At 63.8% G+C, this 16,330-nt stretch carries 14 protein-coding genes and 3 pseudogenes; 11 read left to right on the top strand and 6 right to left on the bottom strand.

From position 1 onward, the window contains the following. Position 1: 1 nt before the first annotated feature. The 4 genes and pseudogenes from BLV60_RS34880 to BLV60_RS30145 all read left to right on the top strand — a co-directional run. Positions 2–1,219: pseudogene (locus BLV60_RS34880) on the top strand (styrene monooxygenase/indole monooxygenase family protein); the annotation flags it as partial. Beyond that, complete coding sequence (locus tag BLV60_RS34745) at positions 1,211–1,735, top strand: flavin reductase family protein (protein ID WP_256329645.1); 525 nt, start codon at positions 1,211–1,213, stop codon at positions 1,733–1,735. The pseudogene BLV60_RS34880 and the gene BLV60_RS34745, both read left to right, overlap by 9 nt. Positions 1,736–1,781: 46 nt before the next feature. Beyond that, a complete protein-coding gene (locus tag BLV60_RS30150) occupies positions 1,782–3,065 on the top strand; it encodes a dienelactone hydrolase family protein (RefSeq protein WP_093058983.1) in 1,284 nt (427 codons plus the stop codon). 145 nt (positions 3,066–3,210) lie between these two features. Next, positions 3,211–3,996: a response regulator transcription factor gene (locus BLV60_RS30145; protein WP_256329640.1), complete on the top strand. Its 786-nt coding sequence runs from the start codon at positions 3,211–3,213 to the stop codon at positions 3,994–3,996. Between the two features lie 492 nt (positions 3,997–4,488). Here BLV60_RS30145 and BLV60_RS30140 read toward each other — a convergent pair. Continuing rightward, positions 4,489–5,594: pseudogene (locus BLV60_RS30140) on the bottom strand (IS5 family transposase). Positions 5,595–5,649: 55 nt separating this feature from the next. On the opposite strand from BLV60_RS30140, the gene BLV60_RS30135 reads away from it, so the two are divergent. The 7 genes and pseudogenes from BLV60_RS30135 to BLV60_RS30100 all read left to right on the top strand — a co-directional run bounded on the left by BLV60_RS30135 (position 5,650) and on the right by BLV60_RS30100 (position 11,229). Further along, positions 5,650–6,252, top strand: coding sequence for a HipA domain-containing protein (locus tag BLV60_RS30135; protein ID WP_093058981.1), 603 nt, complete (start codon positions 5,650–5,652; stop codon positions 6,250–6,252). A 247-nt stretch (positions 6,253–6,499) separates the two neighbouring features. Next, a pseudogene (locus BLV60_RS30130) lies at positions 6,500–6,643 on the top strand (transposase domain-containing protein); the annotation flags it as partial. A gap of 141 nt (positions 6,644–6,784) precedes the next feature. Next, positions 6,785–7,198: a hypothetical protein gene (locus tag BLV60_RS30125; RefSeq protein ID WP_093058980.1), complete on the top strand. Its 414-nt coding sequence runs from the start codon at positions 6,785–6,787 to the stop codon at positions 7,196–7,198. A gap of 77 nt (positions 7,199–7,275) precedes the next feature. After that, positions 7,276–7,458, top strand: a complete 183-nt coding sequence (locus tag BLV60_RS30120; protein ID WP_093058979.1) for a DUF2933 domain-containing protein — start codon at positions 7,276–7,278, stop codon at positions 7,456–7,458. Further along, positions 7,439–8,113 carry a methyltransferase family protein gene (locus BLV60_RS30115; RefSeq protein ID WP_093058978.1) on the top strand — a complete coding sequence of 225 codons (675 nt, stop codon included), beginning with the start codon at positions 7,439–7,441 and terminating at the stop codon, positions 8,111–8,113. Before BLV60_RS30120 ends, BLV60_RS30115 begins: the two co-directional genes overlap by 20 nt. A 406-nt stretch (positions 8,114–8,519) precedes the next feature. Next, entirely contained in the window at positions 8,520–10,733 is a 2,214-nt protein-coding gene (locus BLV60_RS30105; protein ID WP_176929004.1) for a copper-transporting P-type ATPase, read from the top strand. 286 nt (positions 10,734–11,019) lie between these two features. After that, on the top strand, positions 11,020–11,229 hold the full coding sequence (locus BLV60_RS30100) for a hypothetical protein (RefSeq protein WP_093058975.1): 210 nt from the start codon (positions 11,020–11,022) through the stop codon (positions 11,227–11,229). A gap of 401 nt (positions 11,230–11,630) precedes the next feature. Here BLV60_RS30100 and BLV60_RS30095 read toward each other — a convergent pair whose 3' ends face one another. From BLV60_RS30095 to mgtA, 5 genes are all read right to left on the bottom strand, one after another. Continuing rightward, positions 11,631–12,074, bottom strand: coding sequence for a universal stress protein (locus tag BLV60_RS30095; RefSeq protein ID WP_093058974.1), 444 nt, complete (start codon positions 12,072–12,074; stop codon positions 11,631–11,633). 471 nt (positions 12,075–12,545) lie between these two features. After that, positions 12,546–12,812, bottom strand: coding sequence for a hypothetical protein (locus tag BLV60_RS30090; protein WP_143042657.1), 267 nt, complete (start codon positions 12,810–12,812; stop codon positions 12,546–12,548). 170 nt (positions 12,813–12,982) lie between these two features. Then, complete coding sequence (locus BLV60_RS30085; protein ID WP_256329639.1) at positions 12,983–13,186, bottom strand: YgaP family membrane protein; 204 nt, start codon at positions 13,184–13,186, stop codon at positions 12,983–12,985. An 82-nt stretch (positions 13,187–13,268) separates the two neighbouring features. After that, on the bottom strand, positions 13,269–13,532 hold the full coding sequence (locus tag BLV60_RS30080; protein WP_097199405.1) for an oleate hydratase: 264 nt from the start codon (positions 13,530–13,532) through the stop codon (positions 13,269–13,271). Continuing rightward, entirely contained in the window at positions 13,529–16,135 is a 2,607-nt protein-coding gene (gene mgtA / locus BLV60_RS30075) for a magnesium-translocating P-type ATPase (protein ID WP_256329638.1), read from the bottom strand. Before mgtA ends, BLV60_RS30080 begins: the two co-directional genes overlap by 4 nt. Positions 16,136–16,330 lie beyond the last annotated feature (195 nt).

Raw genomic sequence — 16,330 nt, 5'->3', positions numbered from 1 at the left:
CATGAAGCGACGCGTGGCCATCGTCGGCGCCGGACAGTCCGGCCTGCAGCTCGCGCTCGGCCTGCAGCGCGCGGGGCACGAGGTGACGGTTCTTTCGAACCGCACAGCGAGGGAGATTTTCGAAGGGCCGGTGATGTCCAGCCAGTGCATGTTCGAGACCGCGCTGCAGACCGAGCGCGAGCTGGCGCTGGACTGGTGGACGGACAAATGCCCACCGGTGGAAGGCATCGGAATGACGGTGCGCAACCCGGAAGGCGGCAAGGCCCTCGAATGGAGCGCGAGACTCGACGGGCCTGCGCAGTCGATCGACCAGCGGCTCAAGATACCCGCCTGGATGGCGGAGTTCGAGAAGCGCGGCGGCCGGCTCGTACTGCAGGAGGTGGGGCTCGATGCGCTGGAGGCTTGCGCTGCAACCCACGATCTTGTGGTCGTTGCAAGCGGCAAGGGCGAGATCTCGCAATTGTTCGAGCGCGACACGGAGCGCTCGCCATTCGATCGACCTCAGCGTGCATTGGCCCTGACCTACGTGAAGGGGATGAAGCCGCGCGAGCCGTACTCGGCCGTGTGCTTCAACCTCATTCCCGGCGTGGGCGAGTACTTCGTGTTCCCGGCGCTGACCACGACGGGGCCCTGCGAGATCATGGTGTTCGAAGGCGTGCCCGGTGGCCCGATGGACTGCTGGGCGGACGTGAATACGCCGCAGGAACACCTCGCGCGCAGCAAATGGATTCTCGACACCTTCCTGCCGTGGGAAGCGGAACGCTGCACGAACATCGAGTTGACCGACGACAACGGCATCCTCGCGGGCCGCTTCGCGCCGACGGTGCGCAAGCCAGTGGCGACGCTGCCTTCGGGGCGCAAGGTGCTGGGTCTGGCCGACGCTGTGGTGCTCAACGATCCGATCACCGGCCAGGGCACCAACAACGCAGCCAAGTGCGCCGACATTTACTTGAAGCGGATCCTCGAGCACGGTGATGCACCGTTCGACGCCGCGTGGATGCAGGAGACTTTCGACCGTTACTGGGAAGGCTATGCCCGCTGGGCCACCGACTGGACGAACAGCCTGCTCGCGCCGCCGAAGCCGCACCTGCTGAAGCTGCTGCAAAGCGCCACCCACATGCCCGCGGTTGTGAGCACCATCGTCAACGGCTTCGATGATCCGCGCATCTTCGCGCCCTGGTGGTTCGATGCCGTCGAGGCAGACCGTTTTCTGGAAACCCGGACGCGCGAGGCGGTTGTCGACCGCTTCGACCGACGCGACCTTCGCAAGGCCCTCGGACAGTTCACCACCGGCGTGACCGTCATCACGACCCGGGCCCTCGACGGCCGTCGCGTGGGCATGACCGCCAATTCGTTCTCTTCGGTCTCGCTGGACCCGCCGCTGGTGTTGTGGAGCCTGGCCCGGCAGGCGCCGAGCGTGGCCGACTTCACCGGCGCCAGCCACTTCGCGATCAATGTACTGGCGGCGCACCAGCATCACCTGTCGCGCCAGTTCTCGACGCCGCAGGCGGACAAGTTCGTGGGAGTGGACTGCTGCGAAGGCACGGCCGGCGTGCCGTTGCTGAGTGGCGTCATCGCCCGGTTCATCTGCCGCAACGTGAAGCAGTACGACGGCGGCGACCACCTGATCTTCATCGGCGAAGTCGAGCGCTACGACCGCTTCGACGGCGAGCCGCTGGTCTTTCATTCGGGCTACTACCAGGTGACCACGCGACACCCGGAATGCGTGCAATGAGCGCACGGCCCGCACCATCATCCAACCCTTGAACGGAGCAGTTCACATGCAGGAAAAAGCGCCCGACGCCACGCACCACATCCGCATCCAGGCCACCGACGGCAGCGGCAGTTTCAATGGCTATCTGGCCGTGCCGCGCTCGGGCAGCGGCCCGGGCCTGGTGATCGCGCAGGAAATCTTCGGCATCAACCACACGATGCGCGAGGTGGCCGACTACTACGCCGAGGAGGGCTACGTGGTGCTCGTGCCCGACTTGTTCTGGCGCCAGGAGCCGAACGTGGAGCTTGGCTACAGCGAAGCCGACTGGCAACGCGCCTTTGCCCTCTACCAGGGCTTCGATGAGGCCAAGGGCATGGAGGACATGCAGGCCTCGATCAGCGCATTGCGCCAGCGCCCCGAAGTGCAGGACGCCAAAGTCGGCGTACTCGGCTTCTGCCTCGGCGGCAAGCTGGCCTACCTCGCGGCCTGCCGCACCGATGCGGACGTTGCCGTCGGCTACTACGGCGTGGGCATCGACGCCGCACTCGACGAAGCCGACAAGATCAAGCGCCCGCTCACGCTGCACATCGCCGAGCTCGACAAGTTCTGCCCGCCCGAGGCGCGCGACCGCATCGTCGCCGCGCTCCGGGGCCGGCCCGGCGTCTCGCTGTATGTGTACCCCGGCATGGACCATGCCTTCGCACGCGCCGGCGGCGAGCACTTCCACAAGCCCTCGGCGCTGATGGCGCACGAGCGCAGCATCGCCACGCTGAAGGACGCCATCGGCCCGCACTACGACCTCTCGGCGCTGTGGGACAAGCATTGCGAATACGAGTTCGGCACCCGCAACGTCGACGACACCATGTCGACCATGGTGGCCGAGCCGTACGTCAACCACATCCCGACCATGACCGGCGGCGTGGGCTACAAGGCGCTGCACGCGTTCTATACGAACCACTTCGTCAACAGCAATCCGCCCGACACCTCGCTGGTGCCGATCTCGCGCACGGTGGGCGCCACGCAGGTGGTCGACGAGATGCTGTTCTGCTTCACGCACACCACCGAAATCCCGTGGATGCTCCCGGGCGTCGCGCCGACGGGCAAGCGCGTGGAAGTGCCGCTGCTCGCGGTCATCAAGTTCCGCGGCGACAAGCTCTATCACGAGCACATCTACTGGGACCAGGCCAGCGTGCTGGTGCAGGTGGGTCTGCTCGATGCGAAGCTGCTGCCCGTGGCGGGAATCGAGACGGCGCGCAAGCTGCTGGACGAGACGCTGCCGTCGAACACCTTGATGTACTTGGGTAACAGAGGTGGGCAAGCGAGCCTGGAAATCTACGCACAGACCACGTAAGCCCAGGTCGGGCATTCGAACACCGTCTTTGCGAACGCAGAGAGGCAATGCCGCCTCATCGGCAGAAATGATGAATTAGATCAATAACTCCTCGATGCATATAAAAGTGCAACGGCTCCACCTGGGCGCTGGAACAGGAGAACTTGTGCAACTGTATGTTTCCCCGCTTCCTTTTGAAACCGCACTGAGCGGCTCGTTTCTCGGCACCAGCCATGCACGCAGCGCAGAGCTCGACGAGGACATGGACCCCATGCGGGTCTTGCTCATCGACCATCAATCGACCCAGTGCAAGACCTTCAACGAAGGACTGGAGAGAAACGGTTTCACCGTGGACATCGTGAACAGCGAAAACGCAACCGCGAACCCGGTCATCGCACAGGACTACGCGCTCATCCTCCTGAACTCGATGCGACCTGGCCAGGACGGAGCCCATGCCGTTCGAACGATCCGGCGCAAGACGGATGCACCTCTCCTGGTTCTGACCGAACGCGACAGCGTTGCCGCTCGCATAGCGGGCCTGGAGCTTGGAGCGAACGACTATCTGGTCAAGCCGTTCCAGTTTTCCGAACTGCTTGCCCGCGTCAAGGCGCTGGCCCGCAGCACCGGTGTACGCCATCAACCAGTGCTGCGCCTGGCCGATCTGGAGCTCGACGAGCGGCGCGCAAAGTTCTCCCGCGATGGGACCGAACTCGAACTGACCAGGATGGAGTTCACGTTGCTGGTGGTGTTGCTTCGCAACCAGGGCAAGGTACTTTCACGGTCCCAACTCGCCAGGCGCGTCTGGGATATGGAATTCAATGCCAAGACCAACGTGGTCGACGTAGCCATCCTTCGCCTGCGCAGCAAGCTTGACGCCCCGTTCGAGTCGAAGTTGCTGCATACGGTGCGAGGCGAGGGGTACGTCCTCGAGGAACGTACCGAACCCTTGTAGAGCAAGTGGCCAGGCGGGTTGAAGAGAGGGGCGAAAACGCACACTGCGTGTCGCGGTTTGCCTCAAGTCACAGGACGATTTGGAGAGGTTTGGGACTGGAAATTGGCCCCCGGAGGGGATCGAATACTCTGCTAGAAGACCCGTGGAAGCTCGATTTCTTACCTCTTTCGTCAGGAATACCGACAAAAGTACCGGCAAATTCGCAGCCCTGACTGATGTCGCCGAATTTCCACATCCAAGGATCTGTGATTCCTCTTAACGGACTTTTAATCCGTTGGTCACTGGTTCGAATCCAGTACGTCTTACCACCAAATCATTGTTGAGAATAGAAGGCCTGCTATTAAATCGATAGTGGGCTTTTTGTTTTCTGATTTAGTGACAGTCTGGTGACGGATTCCTTCCTCTCACACTCTGCGGGTGAGCGCTGTAGGGCCCTCGACGAGGAACGCTCGCTTCGGCCTCTTGCTCAGAACTTAGAGGGTGTAGACGAAATCAACCGGCTGCGGCGAGTCTGCTGAGAAGGATACGCGCCTCGGCGAGCCATACCCATGCGGTGGAGATCGACATCTTGCGGTCGTGATGCATGACCATGCGTCGCCAGCGTTCGTTCCAGGCATGAGTGCGTTCGACCACCCATCGTTTGGGTAGTACGACGAAGCCAGCTTCAGGCTGCGGCCAGAGCAACTGCTGCGGGTCGTGCAGCGTCCCGGTCGAGCGGTTGCCAGGCCTGCGCACGACCTCGACGCGGATACCGTGAACGTGCACGATGGCCTGCGCGCATTTGCCGCCGTAGGCCCGTCGGTGTAAAGCCGCTCGATGGTGGGCGCCTTGGCGCAGGCCTGCCCCACCACTTGTGCGGCGCCGTCGCGGTCTTGCACGCTGGCCGCAGTCATCGTGACGGCCAGCAGCAATCCGAGTGTGTCCACCACCAGGTGGCGCTTGCGCCCCTTAACTTTCTTGCCCGCATCGAAGCCGCTGTCCCCGCCTTGCGGCGAGGAGCGTGTCGACTGGGCGTCGATGACCGCGGCGGTCGGCTCAGCACCGCGTCCCATGCGCCACTGCTGGCGCAGTCGGTCTTGCATCTTCTCGAAGGCGCCGACTTCGACCCAGCGCACGAAGGCCTTGTAGACCGCCTGCCATGGCGCAAAGCTCAACGGCAGCAGACGCCAAGCGCAGCCGGTGCGCAGGACATAGCAACAGGCATTGGCCAGATGCCGTCGCTCGTAGCGCGCCGGCGCGCCGCGCCCTCCTGCCGGACGCTCAAACAGATCGGCAACCAATGCCCACTCAGCATCGGTCAGGTCGGTGCTGTAATGCGAGCCGGCCTTGCGTCGATGGGCCCCGGTGTAGCCGTAGCGCTTCGGGACGATCTGAGTGGATGCCGAACCCTCGACACCCCTGCGCTTGGGCATCAAGCGCACGATGCCTTGGGCGCGCAAGGTCCTGCGGATCGTTGCAGCGCACACGCGCACGGCACCTCGGTGCTCAAGTTCCGATGCGAGTTCGTCCAACGTCGCATGCGGCATCTGCGAGACGATGGTCAGCAGCAAGGCTAACTGCGACGGTGCGAGTGCCGGCGGCCTTCCGCCTCGATCCACTGCCTTCGGGTGATCACCCATCTGCCATTGCCTTGCCATCGCCAGCTCCTCTTGGATGGCAACATGGCATGCAATCTTCAGGCCGGTTGATTTCGTCTACACCCTCTTAGCGAGCGTGCTCGACCTGCGCGGCTTCGGACTTCCCAAGAGTCAGCAGAAGCTGTTGTGCGGGCTGCGATCGGTGGTGTCCGATCCGCTCGGTGAGGCGATCGAGTTCATGCTGCGCGACGTCCTGAACCTCGCCATGCGCAACACCGACAACCACGCGCGCAACACCGCAGTACAGCGGCTGCCGGATGGAGTGGTTCAACTCACACCCATCTTCGACTTTGCTCCGATGTTCCTTGATCCCGAAATCATCCCGCGCAGTTGCCATTGGCAAGCCAGCGACGGCAAGGTGCTGCGAGGCTGGAGGGAGATTGTTGAAAGCCTGGACGTGGATGACAGCGAGCGAGGCGCGATCGCCGAAGCTCTCCATCGCTTCGCGCCGAAGGTGGCCGCCCTGCCTGAAATGGTGAAAGACTGCGGCGTCGAAGTGCAGATCATCGAGGCCTGTCGAAAGACCATCGACGCCCAGGCGCAGCAACTCGAAGCATTGGCAGCGCTGGTTCCCAGAAGGGAGTGCTCAGATGGGGCTTATGTTCCGAGTAGAGGGTAATTGTTTGAACTATCGTCGGCTTGACGAATGCCTAACTTGCGCGCACCGTGCGGACAGCGAGCAATCTAGGAGAAAGAGGCCAGAAATGCGGCGCATCCTTCGCAATTTACATGGTCATGGGCAAACTCATCCGGCTGACCTCGCGGCTCTGCTGGCTATGTTGGCAGTTCTGTCGTCTTGGCTCGTGTTCTGGTTTGGCGAGTAGTCAAGCAGGTTGAACCTCGAAATACGCCTCGTCGGTATCCTTGGTCAACGCGCCGCAGCCGTCATGAGCTTGATTCAGCCGGCGAAGGTCATCGGGCACGATCCTTACGCCTATCCAATGGATGTGTTCTTGCGTCTGCCGATGCAGCCGCGCAGCCACATCGACGAACTGCTTCCGCATCGCTAGCTGCAGGGCTAGCCACCCACTCGTGTACGAAGCGCGGCATACCGGGAGTCGCTTTCCCAGATCGAAAGCGATACCTTGAGCTGGCGCAAGTAGCGGAGCGCTTGGTGCTGCGAAGCTCCGGCAACAAACCGGAGGCCCCCTATGCGTTCAATTCTTCTGCTCACCATCGCCGCGGCGCTTTCGAGCGGCGCGCTGGCCCAATCTGAGCAAGACCATGCTGCCCATCACCCTGCGGACGTCGTGGCGCCAGCTTCTGGAACATCGAAGGTACCCAAAGTGCCACCTGCGCAGATGGAGATACAGATGAAGTCCATGCGGGCGATGCACGAAAAGATGATGGCCGCGAAGACGCCGGACGAACGCCAGGCGTTGATGGGCGAACACATGAAGGCCATGCAGGACGGCATGGCGATGATGGGCCAAATGAACGCTCCCGACGGCAAAGGCGGCGCGCGCATGTCTCCCGAGATGATAGGCAAGCGCATAGACATGATGGAAATGATGATGCAGATGATGATGGACCGCGACGGGATGAAGCCACCGGCGGCCAAGTAGCCGTCGGCCGCAAGGAGCATGGCCATGGACGATATGAACCACGAACCGCCCCGTTTTGGCGCTCACGCGGGGGCGTTGTGCTGCTCGTCGTCGCGGCAGTCGGCGGTTTCCTTCTGTTCACCGAACACCGCGCCCATGTATTGGGCGTCTTGCCGTTCGCACTTCTGCTGGCGTGCCCGCTGATGCACATCTTCATGCACCATGGCCACCACCACGGCAGCCACTCGAGAAAGGCTGACGATGAACACCCCAGAAAATGACTACGGCCTGTGGGGGCCGGTGGTTCTCAACTCGGCCATCTTCGTCGGGTTCGCCTACAGCTTCTTCAAGCCGACGACCCTGCGCGACTGGCGCAGCTTCGGCGCCTACTCCGGGTTCATCGTCGCGCTGTTCGCGGAGATGTACGGCTTCCCGTTGACCATCTACCTGCTGTCGGGCTGGCTGGGCTCGAAGTTTCCGGGTGTCAACCTGTTCGGTCACGACGCCGGCCACTTGTGGTGGCTGCTGACCGGTCAGCATGGCAATCCGCACCTCGGTGTACTCCACATCCTGAGCATCGTCGTACTCTTCGCTGGCTTCATGCTGCTCTCGAAAGCGTGGTACGTGCTTTATCACGTCCAACGGCGTCATGCGTTTGCGACCGCGGGACCGTACCGACGGGTGCGCCATCCGCAATACATCGGCTTCGTGCTCATCATGTTCGGCTTCCTGCTGCAGTGGCCGACGCTCCTGACGCTGGCGATGTTCCCGGTGCTCGTGGCGATGTACGTGCGGTTGGCCATCTCCGAGGAGCGCGATTCGGAAGCCGCATTCGGCGACGCGTGGCGCGATTACGCGGCTGCCACGCCGCGGTTCATCCCGCATTTCTCGAAAGACGACCGTGCCCGGCCGGTCAACAGCCACACGGGGCGCTGAGCTCGCTTCCAGCCTCGGCGCCATGGTCTTGGGCGCCGGCTTGGCGCTCGTTGCCCCAGAAGCCATTCGGCCCTACGCTGTCCCACTGCTCGGCGTGGGCTTGGTGGCCCATGGCGCAGGGATGACACTGAAGTACCGGCTCGAAGGCCGCGAAAGGCCACCGGACTGGTGGGAGCGGTTGCTGTTCTGGTTGTGCTGGGTATCTCTGGCCGGTGGTGGCCTCTGGATTGCCGCGGTACTGGCATCTCGGTAGCGCCTCTTGACCTTCCAACCATGGGAAGGTTGAAACTAACCACCAGAACAGGAGAGCACGATGAAAGTCAATAGCGTAACGACCCATTACCCCGTCCGCCCGCCCCCGACAAAACCGGCGCCGGACGGACGACCTTACGCAGGCCAGCACGTCATGCCAGACGGCACCGTGATGGACGATGCTCACCATGGCCACAGCCACCACGCTCATGCGCCCGCTGCCGCCAAGCCGGCTGCCGAGGGCGACCAGGGTCAGGTCGAGTACACCTGCCCGATGCACCCTCAGGTGCGTCAGATGGGGCCGGGCAACTGCCCCATTTGCGGGATGACGCTCGAGCCGATGCTGGCGACGGCAGAGCAGGGCGAGAGCCCCGAGCTGCGGGACATGACGAAGCGGTTCTGGATCGGCATGGCGCTCGCGGTGCCGGTCTTTGCCCTGGAGATGGGCGGACACCTCTTCAATATCCACCACCTCATCGCGCAGCAGCCCTCGAACTGGGTGCAACTGCTGCTGGGAACACCGGTCGTGCTGTGGGCAGGTTGGCCCTTCTTCGTGCGCGCTGTGGCATCGGTGAGGAACCGGAGCCTGAACATGTTCTCGCTCATCGCGTTGGGCACCGGAGCCGCCTGGATCTACAGCATCGTTGGGACCGTCGCGCCCGGGCTGTTTCCAGCTGAACTTCGGTTGCAAAGCGGCGCCGTTCAGGTCTACTTCGAGGCTGCGGCGGTGATCACGGTATTGGTGCTGCTGGGTCAGGTGCTCGAGCTTCGAGCGCGCGAGAAGACATCCGGAGCCATCAAGGCCCTGCTCGGGCTTGCTCCGAAGATCGCGATCAAGGTGAAGGCCGATGGTTCGGACGAGCCCGTTCAGGTCGATGCCATCCAGGTCGGCGACTTCCTGCGCGTGCGGCCCGGCGAGAAGGTTCCGGTCGACGGTGAGCTCACCGACGGCAAAGGCAACGTCGATGAGTCGATGGTCACAGGCGAACCCATTCCCGTGGCAAAGGCGATCGGCTCCAAGGTGACTGCAGGAACGCTCAACCAGACCGGCGGCTTCGTGATGCGCGCCGAGAAGGTCGGCGCGGATACGCTGCTCTCGCAAATCGTTCACATGGTGGCGGCGGCCCAGCGCAGCCGTGCACCCATCCAGCGCATGGTCGACCAGGTCGCGGGCTGGTTCGTGCCGATCGTTATCCTGATCGCGGTCATCACGTTCGGCGTCTGGCTGGTGTGGGGCCCCTCGCCAGCGTTCAGCTACGCTCTCATCACGGCGGTCGCCGTTCTCATCATTGCTTGTCCGTGTGCGCTGGGCCTGGCCACGCCGATGTCCATCATGGTCGGGGTCGGCAAGGGCGCGCAGCACGGCGTGCTTGTCCGCGACGCAGAAGCGCTCGAGCGCATGGAAAGAGTCGACACGCTGGTGCTCGACAAGACCGGAACGCTGACCGAGGGGCGGCCGAAAGTGGTCCACATCGAACCGACCGAGGGCTTTGGCAAGGACGACGTGCTGCAGAAGCTCGCGAGCGTCGAGCGGGCCAGTGAACACCCGCTGGCCCTGGCCATCGTGAACGCGGCGCAGGAGGGCAAGTTGAACCTGTCTGTTGTCACGGACTTCGACTCGCCCGTCGGTAAAGGTGTGGTCGGCACGGTCGACGGACAGCGGGTGGTCTCGGGCAGCGCGAAGTTCCTGGCCGAGAGTGGCATTGAATCAGCGCCATTGAACCAGGCTGCGGAAGAGCAGCGCGCCAAGGCGGCCACCGTCATCTTCGTCGGCGTCAATGGCAAGCTCGCTGGCTTCGTCGCAATCGCCGACCCCATCAAGGCCACGACGCCCCAGGCGCTCGAGCTATTGAAGGCTGCGGGTATTCGCATCGTCATGCTCACGGGCGATGGCAAGACGACGGCCGACGCTGTGGGCAAACAGCTGGGCATCGACGAAGTCGTTGCCGAGGTGTTCCCCGAGGACAAGGCCGCGGTTGTGCAGCGCTTGATGAAAGAGGGCCGGGTCGTGGCCATGGGCGGCGACGGCGTCAACGACTCGCCAGCGCTGGCCGCCGCCACGGTCGGCATCGCGATGGGCACCGGCACCGACGTGGCGATGGAAAGCGCAGGCATCACGCTGCTCAAGGGCGACCTGATGGGCATCGTTCGCGCGAGGACGCTGTCGCGCGCCGTCATGCGCAACATCCGCCAGAACCTGTTCCTCTCGTTCGCCTACAACGTGGCCGGCATCCCGCTTGCGGCAGGGGTGCTCTACCCGTTCTTCGGCGTGCTCCTGTCGCCGGTCGTGGCCGCCGCGGCGATGGCGCTGTCGTCGGTCAGCGTGATCGGCAACGCGCTCCGGCTGCGGACAGTGAAGGTGGAGTAGCGGTCGCGCAAGAAGCCTTGCCAGCCATGGTGAACTTGCTGCCTTGGTCGGAGTACATGGTGACGGACGCTTTGGGTTGGCGCCACTGCAGCGCCATTGACAAGGTGTTGAGAACCAGTTCGGTACCGCGCACGCCGAGGCCGTCTGATACCGACGATTGACACAGTGTTTCCGTCTGATACGCGGCGTTGATGATGCGGTTGAGTACGAGGTCTAGATTGATTTGGCGCGATTCGCATTTCCAATGCAATGACTCTGGGAAACGCGGGCGCACAAGGAGATCAAAATGGACACACTCAATGCATCCAGTGATTACGAATTGCGGTTTCATCCCTTGTTCGCCAATCATCGCGCCTTCGCCTTTCCCTGTGACGCGGTCGGCCGCGTCGATATGAACTTGCTGAGTCAGCCGATGCTCAACAACTACCTGTACGCACGTGCGGTGATGGGCCTGGAGCTTTCATGGCCCGAAGTGCGGCCGAGCCGATCGCACTGAAGATGGTGGCCTCGGCCGAAGTCCAAGCAGGACATAGCCAGGTGAATCGCCCCGGGGCGATTCAGTCCGAGTCTCTTGTCCGACCTCTCCGAGCCACAGATACGAGGTAATCGGCCGGCTACCCCACCTTGAGAACTGAAGCGAAGTCGGAGACCATGCTGTCCATCTACGTTATTCGATTCTCTCTTTGCTGGAGTGCCACGGGAAGCGTTTAGTGGCTCCGCTTGCTTCATTCGCATTTGGCTCATCCATTCGACAAGTATGCGCTGATGTCGAGCGATCCACTCGTCAATTATCGGATTGCCGGCGCGCAAGTATCGAAGCACGTTGGTGCTGAGCGGTTTCGCCAAGATCGGGACCGATGACTTTCAAGATTTCGCGCTCAAGCAGCGCACACTGCGCTAGCGAAGCACCAGTACAGGCAGCGCCGAATGGGCCAGCACGTGCTGCGTCTCGCTGCCAAGCAGCAGCCGCTTGATGCCCTTGCGGCCGTGCGAGGCCATCACGATCAGGTCGCTCTTGTGCTTTCTCGCCGCGGCGATGATCGACTCCGCCACCAGGTCCGAGTTGGCCGTTGCCGTCTTGACACGCACGCCGCTTTCCTTGGCGCGTGCGCTCACGGTGTCGAGCATTGCCTGTGCCTTCTCGGCCCATTGCTTCTCGACGCGGCCGATGTCCTCTGGCGAAAAGGTCATGGAGCCCTCGAAGTAGCTTCGGGGGTAGCGCGGAACCACGTTGAGCGCCACCAGGTCGGCATCGTTCTGTGCGGCGAGAGCGATCGCGCTCGCGACGGCCTTCTTCGAGAGTGTGGAGCCGTCGGTGGCGACGAGGATGCGCTTGAACATGTGGGGTCTCCAGGGAAAGGTATGCCGCGAGCTTAGGCAGGCCGGGGCCCCGAGCGTTGATACAGATCAAAGAGCGTGGTGCGGCCCGCCCTTAGCCTCGCTCCGATGCAAGCTGCGCTCGCCCCGTTCTCTACGCATCCGTCGGCTCCGGCCACCGCCGACACCTGGCAGGTGCTCGACGACCCGGCCGAATGGCCGGCGTTCGGCCAGCTGGAGGAGGGCGATGCAGCCACCGGCCAGTGGGCATCGCAGGTCGCGGTCGAGGGCATGCACTGCACCGCTTGCGCTTTCACCGTCGAGGCTGCGCTGATGAAGGTGCCCCGGGGTGCTCAAGGCGCTCAGTCTCTCGCTACTGATCGGGCCGCGGCTCTGGTAGCGGTTGTGGTGGGGCGGCGGCGGACGCGCCAGACTGGGGTGTGCGGGTGGCTGGTCTGCTGCCGGCCGTGGCGTTACAGGCCCTGTGGTCGGATCTCATTCGCCAGATCGACGCCTGGTGCCGCTGAACCGTGGTGCTTCCTCTTCGGGCGCATCTGCGGCAAGGGTCTTCCATCCCCGGGACGTGATCTCGAATACCGTGGCTGCGTCCTGGCGCAGGCAGTCGTCGCAGTCCACGTGGGCAGGAGGAATCAGCACCTTGACGTGGCCTGCGGCTTCGAGCACGCGCAGCCTGTCGATCGTTGCCGGGGTAGCCTCGGTGCAGGGCAGCTTCGCCGCGGCGAGTTTCCTGAGCAGGGCCATGCACATCGCAGTGCCTCCATGCCCCTCAATCGAGGGTGATCCACATGATGAAGAGTTGCAGCACCCCCCACAGGACGGTGATGCCCAGTGCCGCGCACAGCGTGATGAACAGCATCAGATAGACGGACATCCGGAGCCTCGCAATGCGGCTATGCAATCGGGTCCGAATCTCAGCGCCTGCCGCGCGAGCAGGTATTGAAGCCGAAGAGGGAATAGGTCGGGCAGTTGCCGACCACCCCCGTCAGCAGCGGCACCACGCCGATGTAGCCCCAGAACCCGATGATTCCCTTGACCGCCAGCGCGATCAGCAGCAAACCTGCGCCGATACGTAGCGCGCGGTCGAGGATTCCGACATTCTTCGACAGGAAAGGCATGTGACTGTCTCCTTGGGTGGTTGAAGAGGAATCTTGCGCGCCCAACCAGCGGTGGGTGTTGAGATGGATCAAGCTTCGCGCGTCAACCCATCAACGTGCGCAGGCTCGCGAGCGCCACCTTCGGATCGGCGATGCCGTGGTAGATGGGCGGCACCTCGAGGCCCAGGCCCATGAGGCCGTACACCCCGCGCATCGCGCCGCGCACCGAGTACTCGACCGTGAAGACCACATCCTCTGGAATCTCCACGTACTGGCCCAGCAGGGCGAAATTCTTCGCGCCGGCCGGTATGACGGGCGGGTGGCTCGATGCGCTACCGACGATGCAGGCCTGTTGGAAAGAGGTCATGGAGTGGTGCCTTTGGTGAGCGAGAGAGACGATGGACGCCGCGGTTTCTTCTTCGACCGGTCATGGCGCGTGGCGCCCGTCAGGCGGGCATAGAAGAAACGCTTGGCCACCTCGGCGAGCGCCAGATAGGCAGTCAACATGCCTGCCAGCCACACGAAGAAGATTGCGGGCGGCGGCTCGAAATGGAAGAAGCGGCCAAGCGGTGTGAACGGCAGCAGCAGGGCAGTGGCCACAACCACCAGGCAGGCGGCGGTGAGCGCGGCGCCGGGCCTGCTGGCCCAGGGCTTTCCACGCGTGCGGATCACGAAGATCACCAGCACCTGCGTGGCCAGCGACTCGACGAACCACGCCGTGCGAAACAGTGTCGCGTCCGCATGCAGCACCTGGATCAGCAGCCAGAAGGTCAGCACGTCGAAAGCTGAGCTGATGGCGCCGAACAGCCACATGTAGCGGCGGATGAACTTCATGTCGAGCGTGCGCGGTCGGCGCAGGTCGCCGGCGTCGACGCGATCCAGCGGAATCGCGGCCTGCGACAGGTCGTAGAGCACGTTGTTGAGCAGGATCTGCACGGGCAGCATCGGCAGGAAGGGCAGGAACAGCGAGGCGCCCGCCATGCTCAGCATGTTCCCGAAGTTCGAGCTTGTTCCCATCATGATGTACTTCATGACGTTGCCGAAGGTGCGCCGTCCTTCCAGCACCCCTTCGTGCAGCACCGCGAGGTCGTGGTCGAGCATGACGATGTCCGCCACCTCGCGCGCCACGTCGACCGCGCTGTCGACGGTCAGCCCCACGTCGGCCGAGCGCAGGGCCGGCGCGTCGTTGATGCCGTCGCCCAGGTAGCCAACCACGTGGCCACGTGCGCGCAGCGCAAGGATGATGCGATTCTTTTGCGCCGGGTTGACGCGGCAAAAGAGCGTCGTGCGGCCCACCCGGGCGCGCAGCGCCGTCTCGTCCATGGCCGCGATCTCCTGGCCTGTCAACACGCCCGTCACAGGAATGTGCAGCAGCGTGCACAGGTGCTGGGTCACGAGTTCGCTGTCGCCGCTCACGATCTTCACGCTCACACCGCTCTTCGCCAGCGCGGCCAGCGCCTCGCCGGCGCCGGCTTTCGGCGGATCGATGAAGGCGGCGAAGCCGGCGAAGACCAGCGAGCTCTCGTCGCGCACGTCGGCATGCGGATGATCCGCAGGCACGTCGCGCCAGGCCACGCCCAGCACGCGCAGGCCCTGGCGCTCCAGCGCGTGGCAACGATCGTGCAGCTCGATCAAGGCGGCGGTGTCGAGCGGTGCGACCGTGCGGCCTTCGTCGCGCTCGAAACGGTCGCACAGCGCGAGCACATCGTCCGGCGCGCCTTTGACCACCAACCAGCGTGCATCGCCCCGGTCGATCAGCACCGAGACGCGCCGGCGTTCGAAGTCGAAGGGCACCTCGTCGATCTTCGTCCAGGCGGCGGTGTCCATCGGGTGCGCCAGCACCGCCTCGTCCAGCGGACTCTTCAGGCCGCTCTCGAAGCTGCTGTTGAGGTGGGCCAGCATCAGCACCCGGGGGCTGTCGCAGCCGTCGGCATCGGCGCATTGCGCCAGACTGATGCGGGCCTCGGTCAGGGTGCCTGTCTTGTCGGTGCACAGAACGTCCATTGCGCCGAGGTTCTGGATCGAAGCCAGGCGCTTGACGATCACGCGGTGCGCTGCAAGCCGGATCGCGCCGCGCGAGAGTGTTACCGACACCACCATCGGCAGCAGCTCGGGGGTGAGGCCCACGGCCAGCGCCACCGCGAACAGGAAGGATTCGAGCAGCGGGCGCTGCAGCAGCACGTTGACCAACAGCACGAACAACACCAGCAGCAGCGTGACCCGCAGGATCATCATGCCGAAGCGATGCATGCCCAACTCGAATGCGGTGGGCGGCGGTTCGGCCTGGATGCTGTGTGCCACCTCGCCAAGGGCTGTGTGCCTGCCGATGGCCATGACGCGGACCCGGGCGCTGCCGCTGACCACGGTGCTACCCATGAACACCGCGTTGAGGGCGTCCTGCAGCTCCGTGGCTGTGCCAGCCACAGAGCCGGGGTGTTTCTCGACGGGGTAGGACTCGCCGGTCAGCAGGCTCTGGTTGACGAAGAAGTCGCGAGCATGCAGCACCAGTCCGTCTGCCGGCACGCGGTCGCCGGCGGACAGCAGCACCAGGTCGCCCGGCATGACCTCGGCCACTGGAATCTCCAGCGTCGTGCCGTCGCGCAGCACGCGGGCACGCAGCGCCACCGAAGCGCGCAGCTTCTCGGCAGCGTTGCTGGCGCGGTGCTCCTGCACGAAGTCGAGCGTCACGCTCAGCAGCACCATCAGCACGATGATGACGGCGTTGGTGACGTCGCCGGTCGCCGCCGAGATCGCGCTGGCCGTGAGCAGTATCAGGATCAGTGGATTGCGCAGCCGCGCGAGGAACTGAAACGCCAGCGAGTGCTTCGCTTGCGGCTCGAAGCTGTTGGGTCCCCAGCGCACCAGCGCTTCGTCGGCCTGCAACTGCGACAGACCGGCCGCCTCGACAGTGTCCGCACCTAGCCACCAGGCCTCGGGGACGAGCGTGCCGGTTTGTGAAGGATGGGTCACCGAAGCTGGATGTTGTTGATGCGAAGCCCAAGGCTAGGCATGCGTGCCGGCCCGGCCTTGCGCTCGATCAAGCATTGGCCCTGTCGCGTGGAAGTTCGCAGGCGATTGATTCAGCGCAAGGCTGTGCGATTCGAGCGGGCCTAAGGTCGTCCCATCCAAAGCCCGTCAGCGCAAGGAGCCCTCATGCAGCCCCCC

The sequence above is a fragment of the Variovorax sp. YR634 genome, assembly GCF_900106655.1.
Lineage (GTDB): Bacteria > Pseudomonadota > Gammaproteobacteria > Burkholderiales > Burkholderiaceae_C > Variovorax.
Note: the sequence above shows the minus strand (reverse complement) of the source record. Positions and strands in the feature narration are given on the sequence as shown.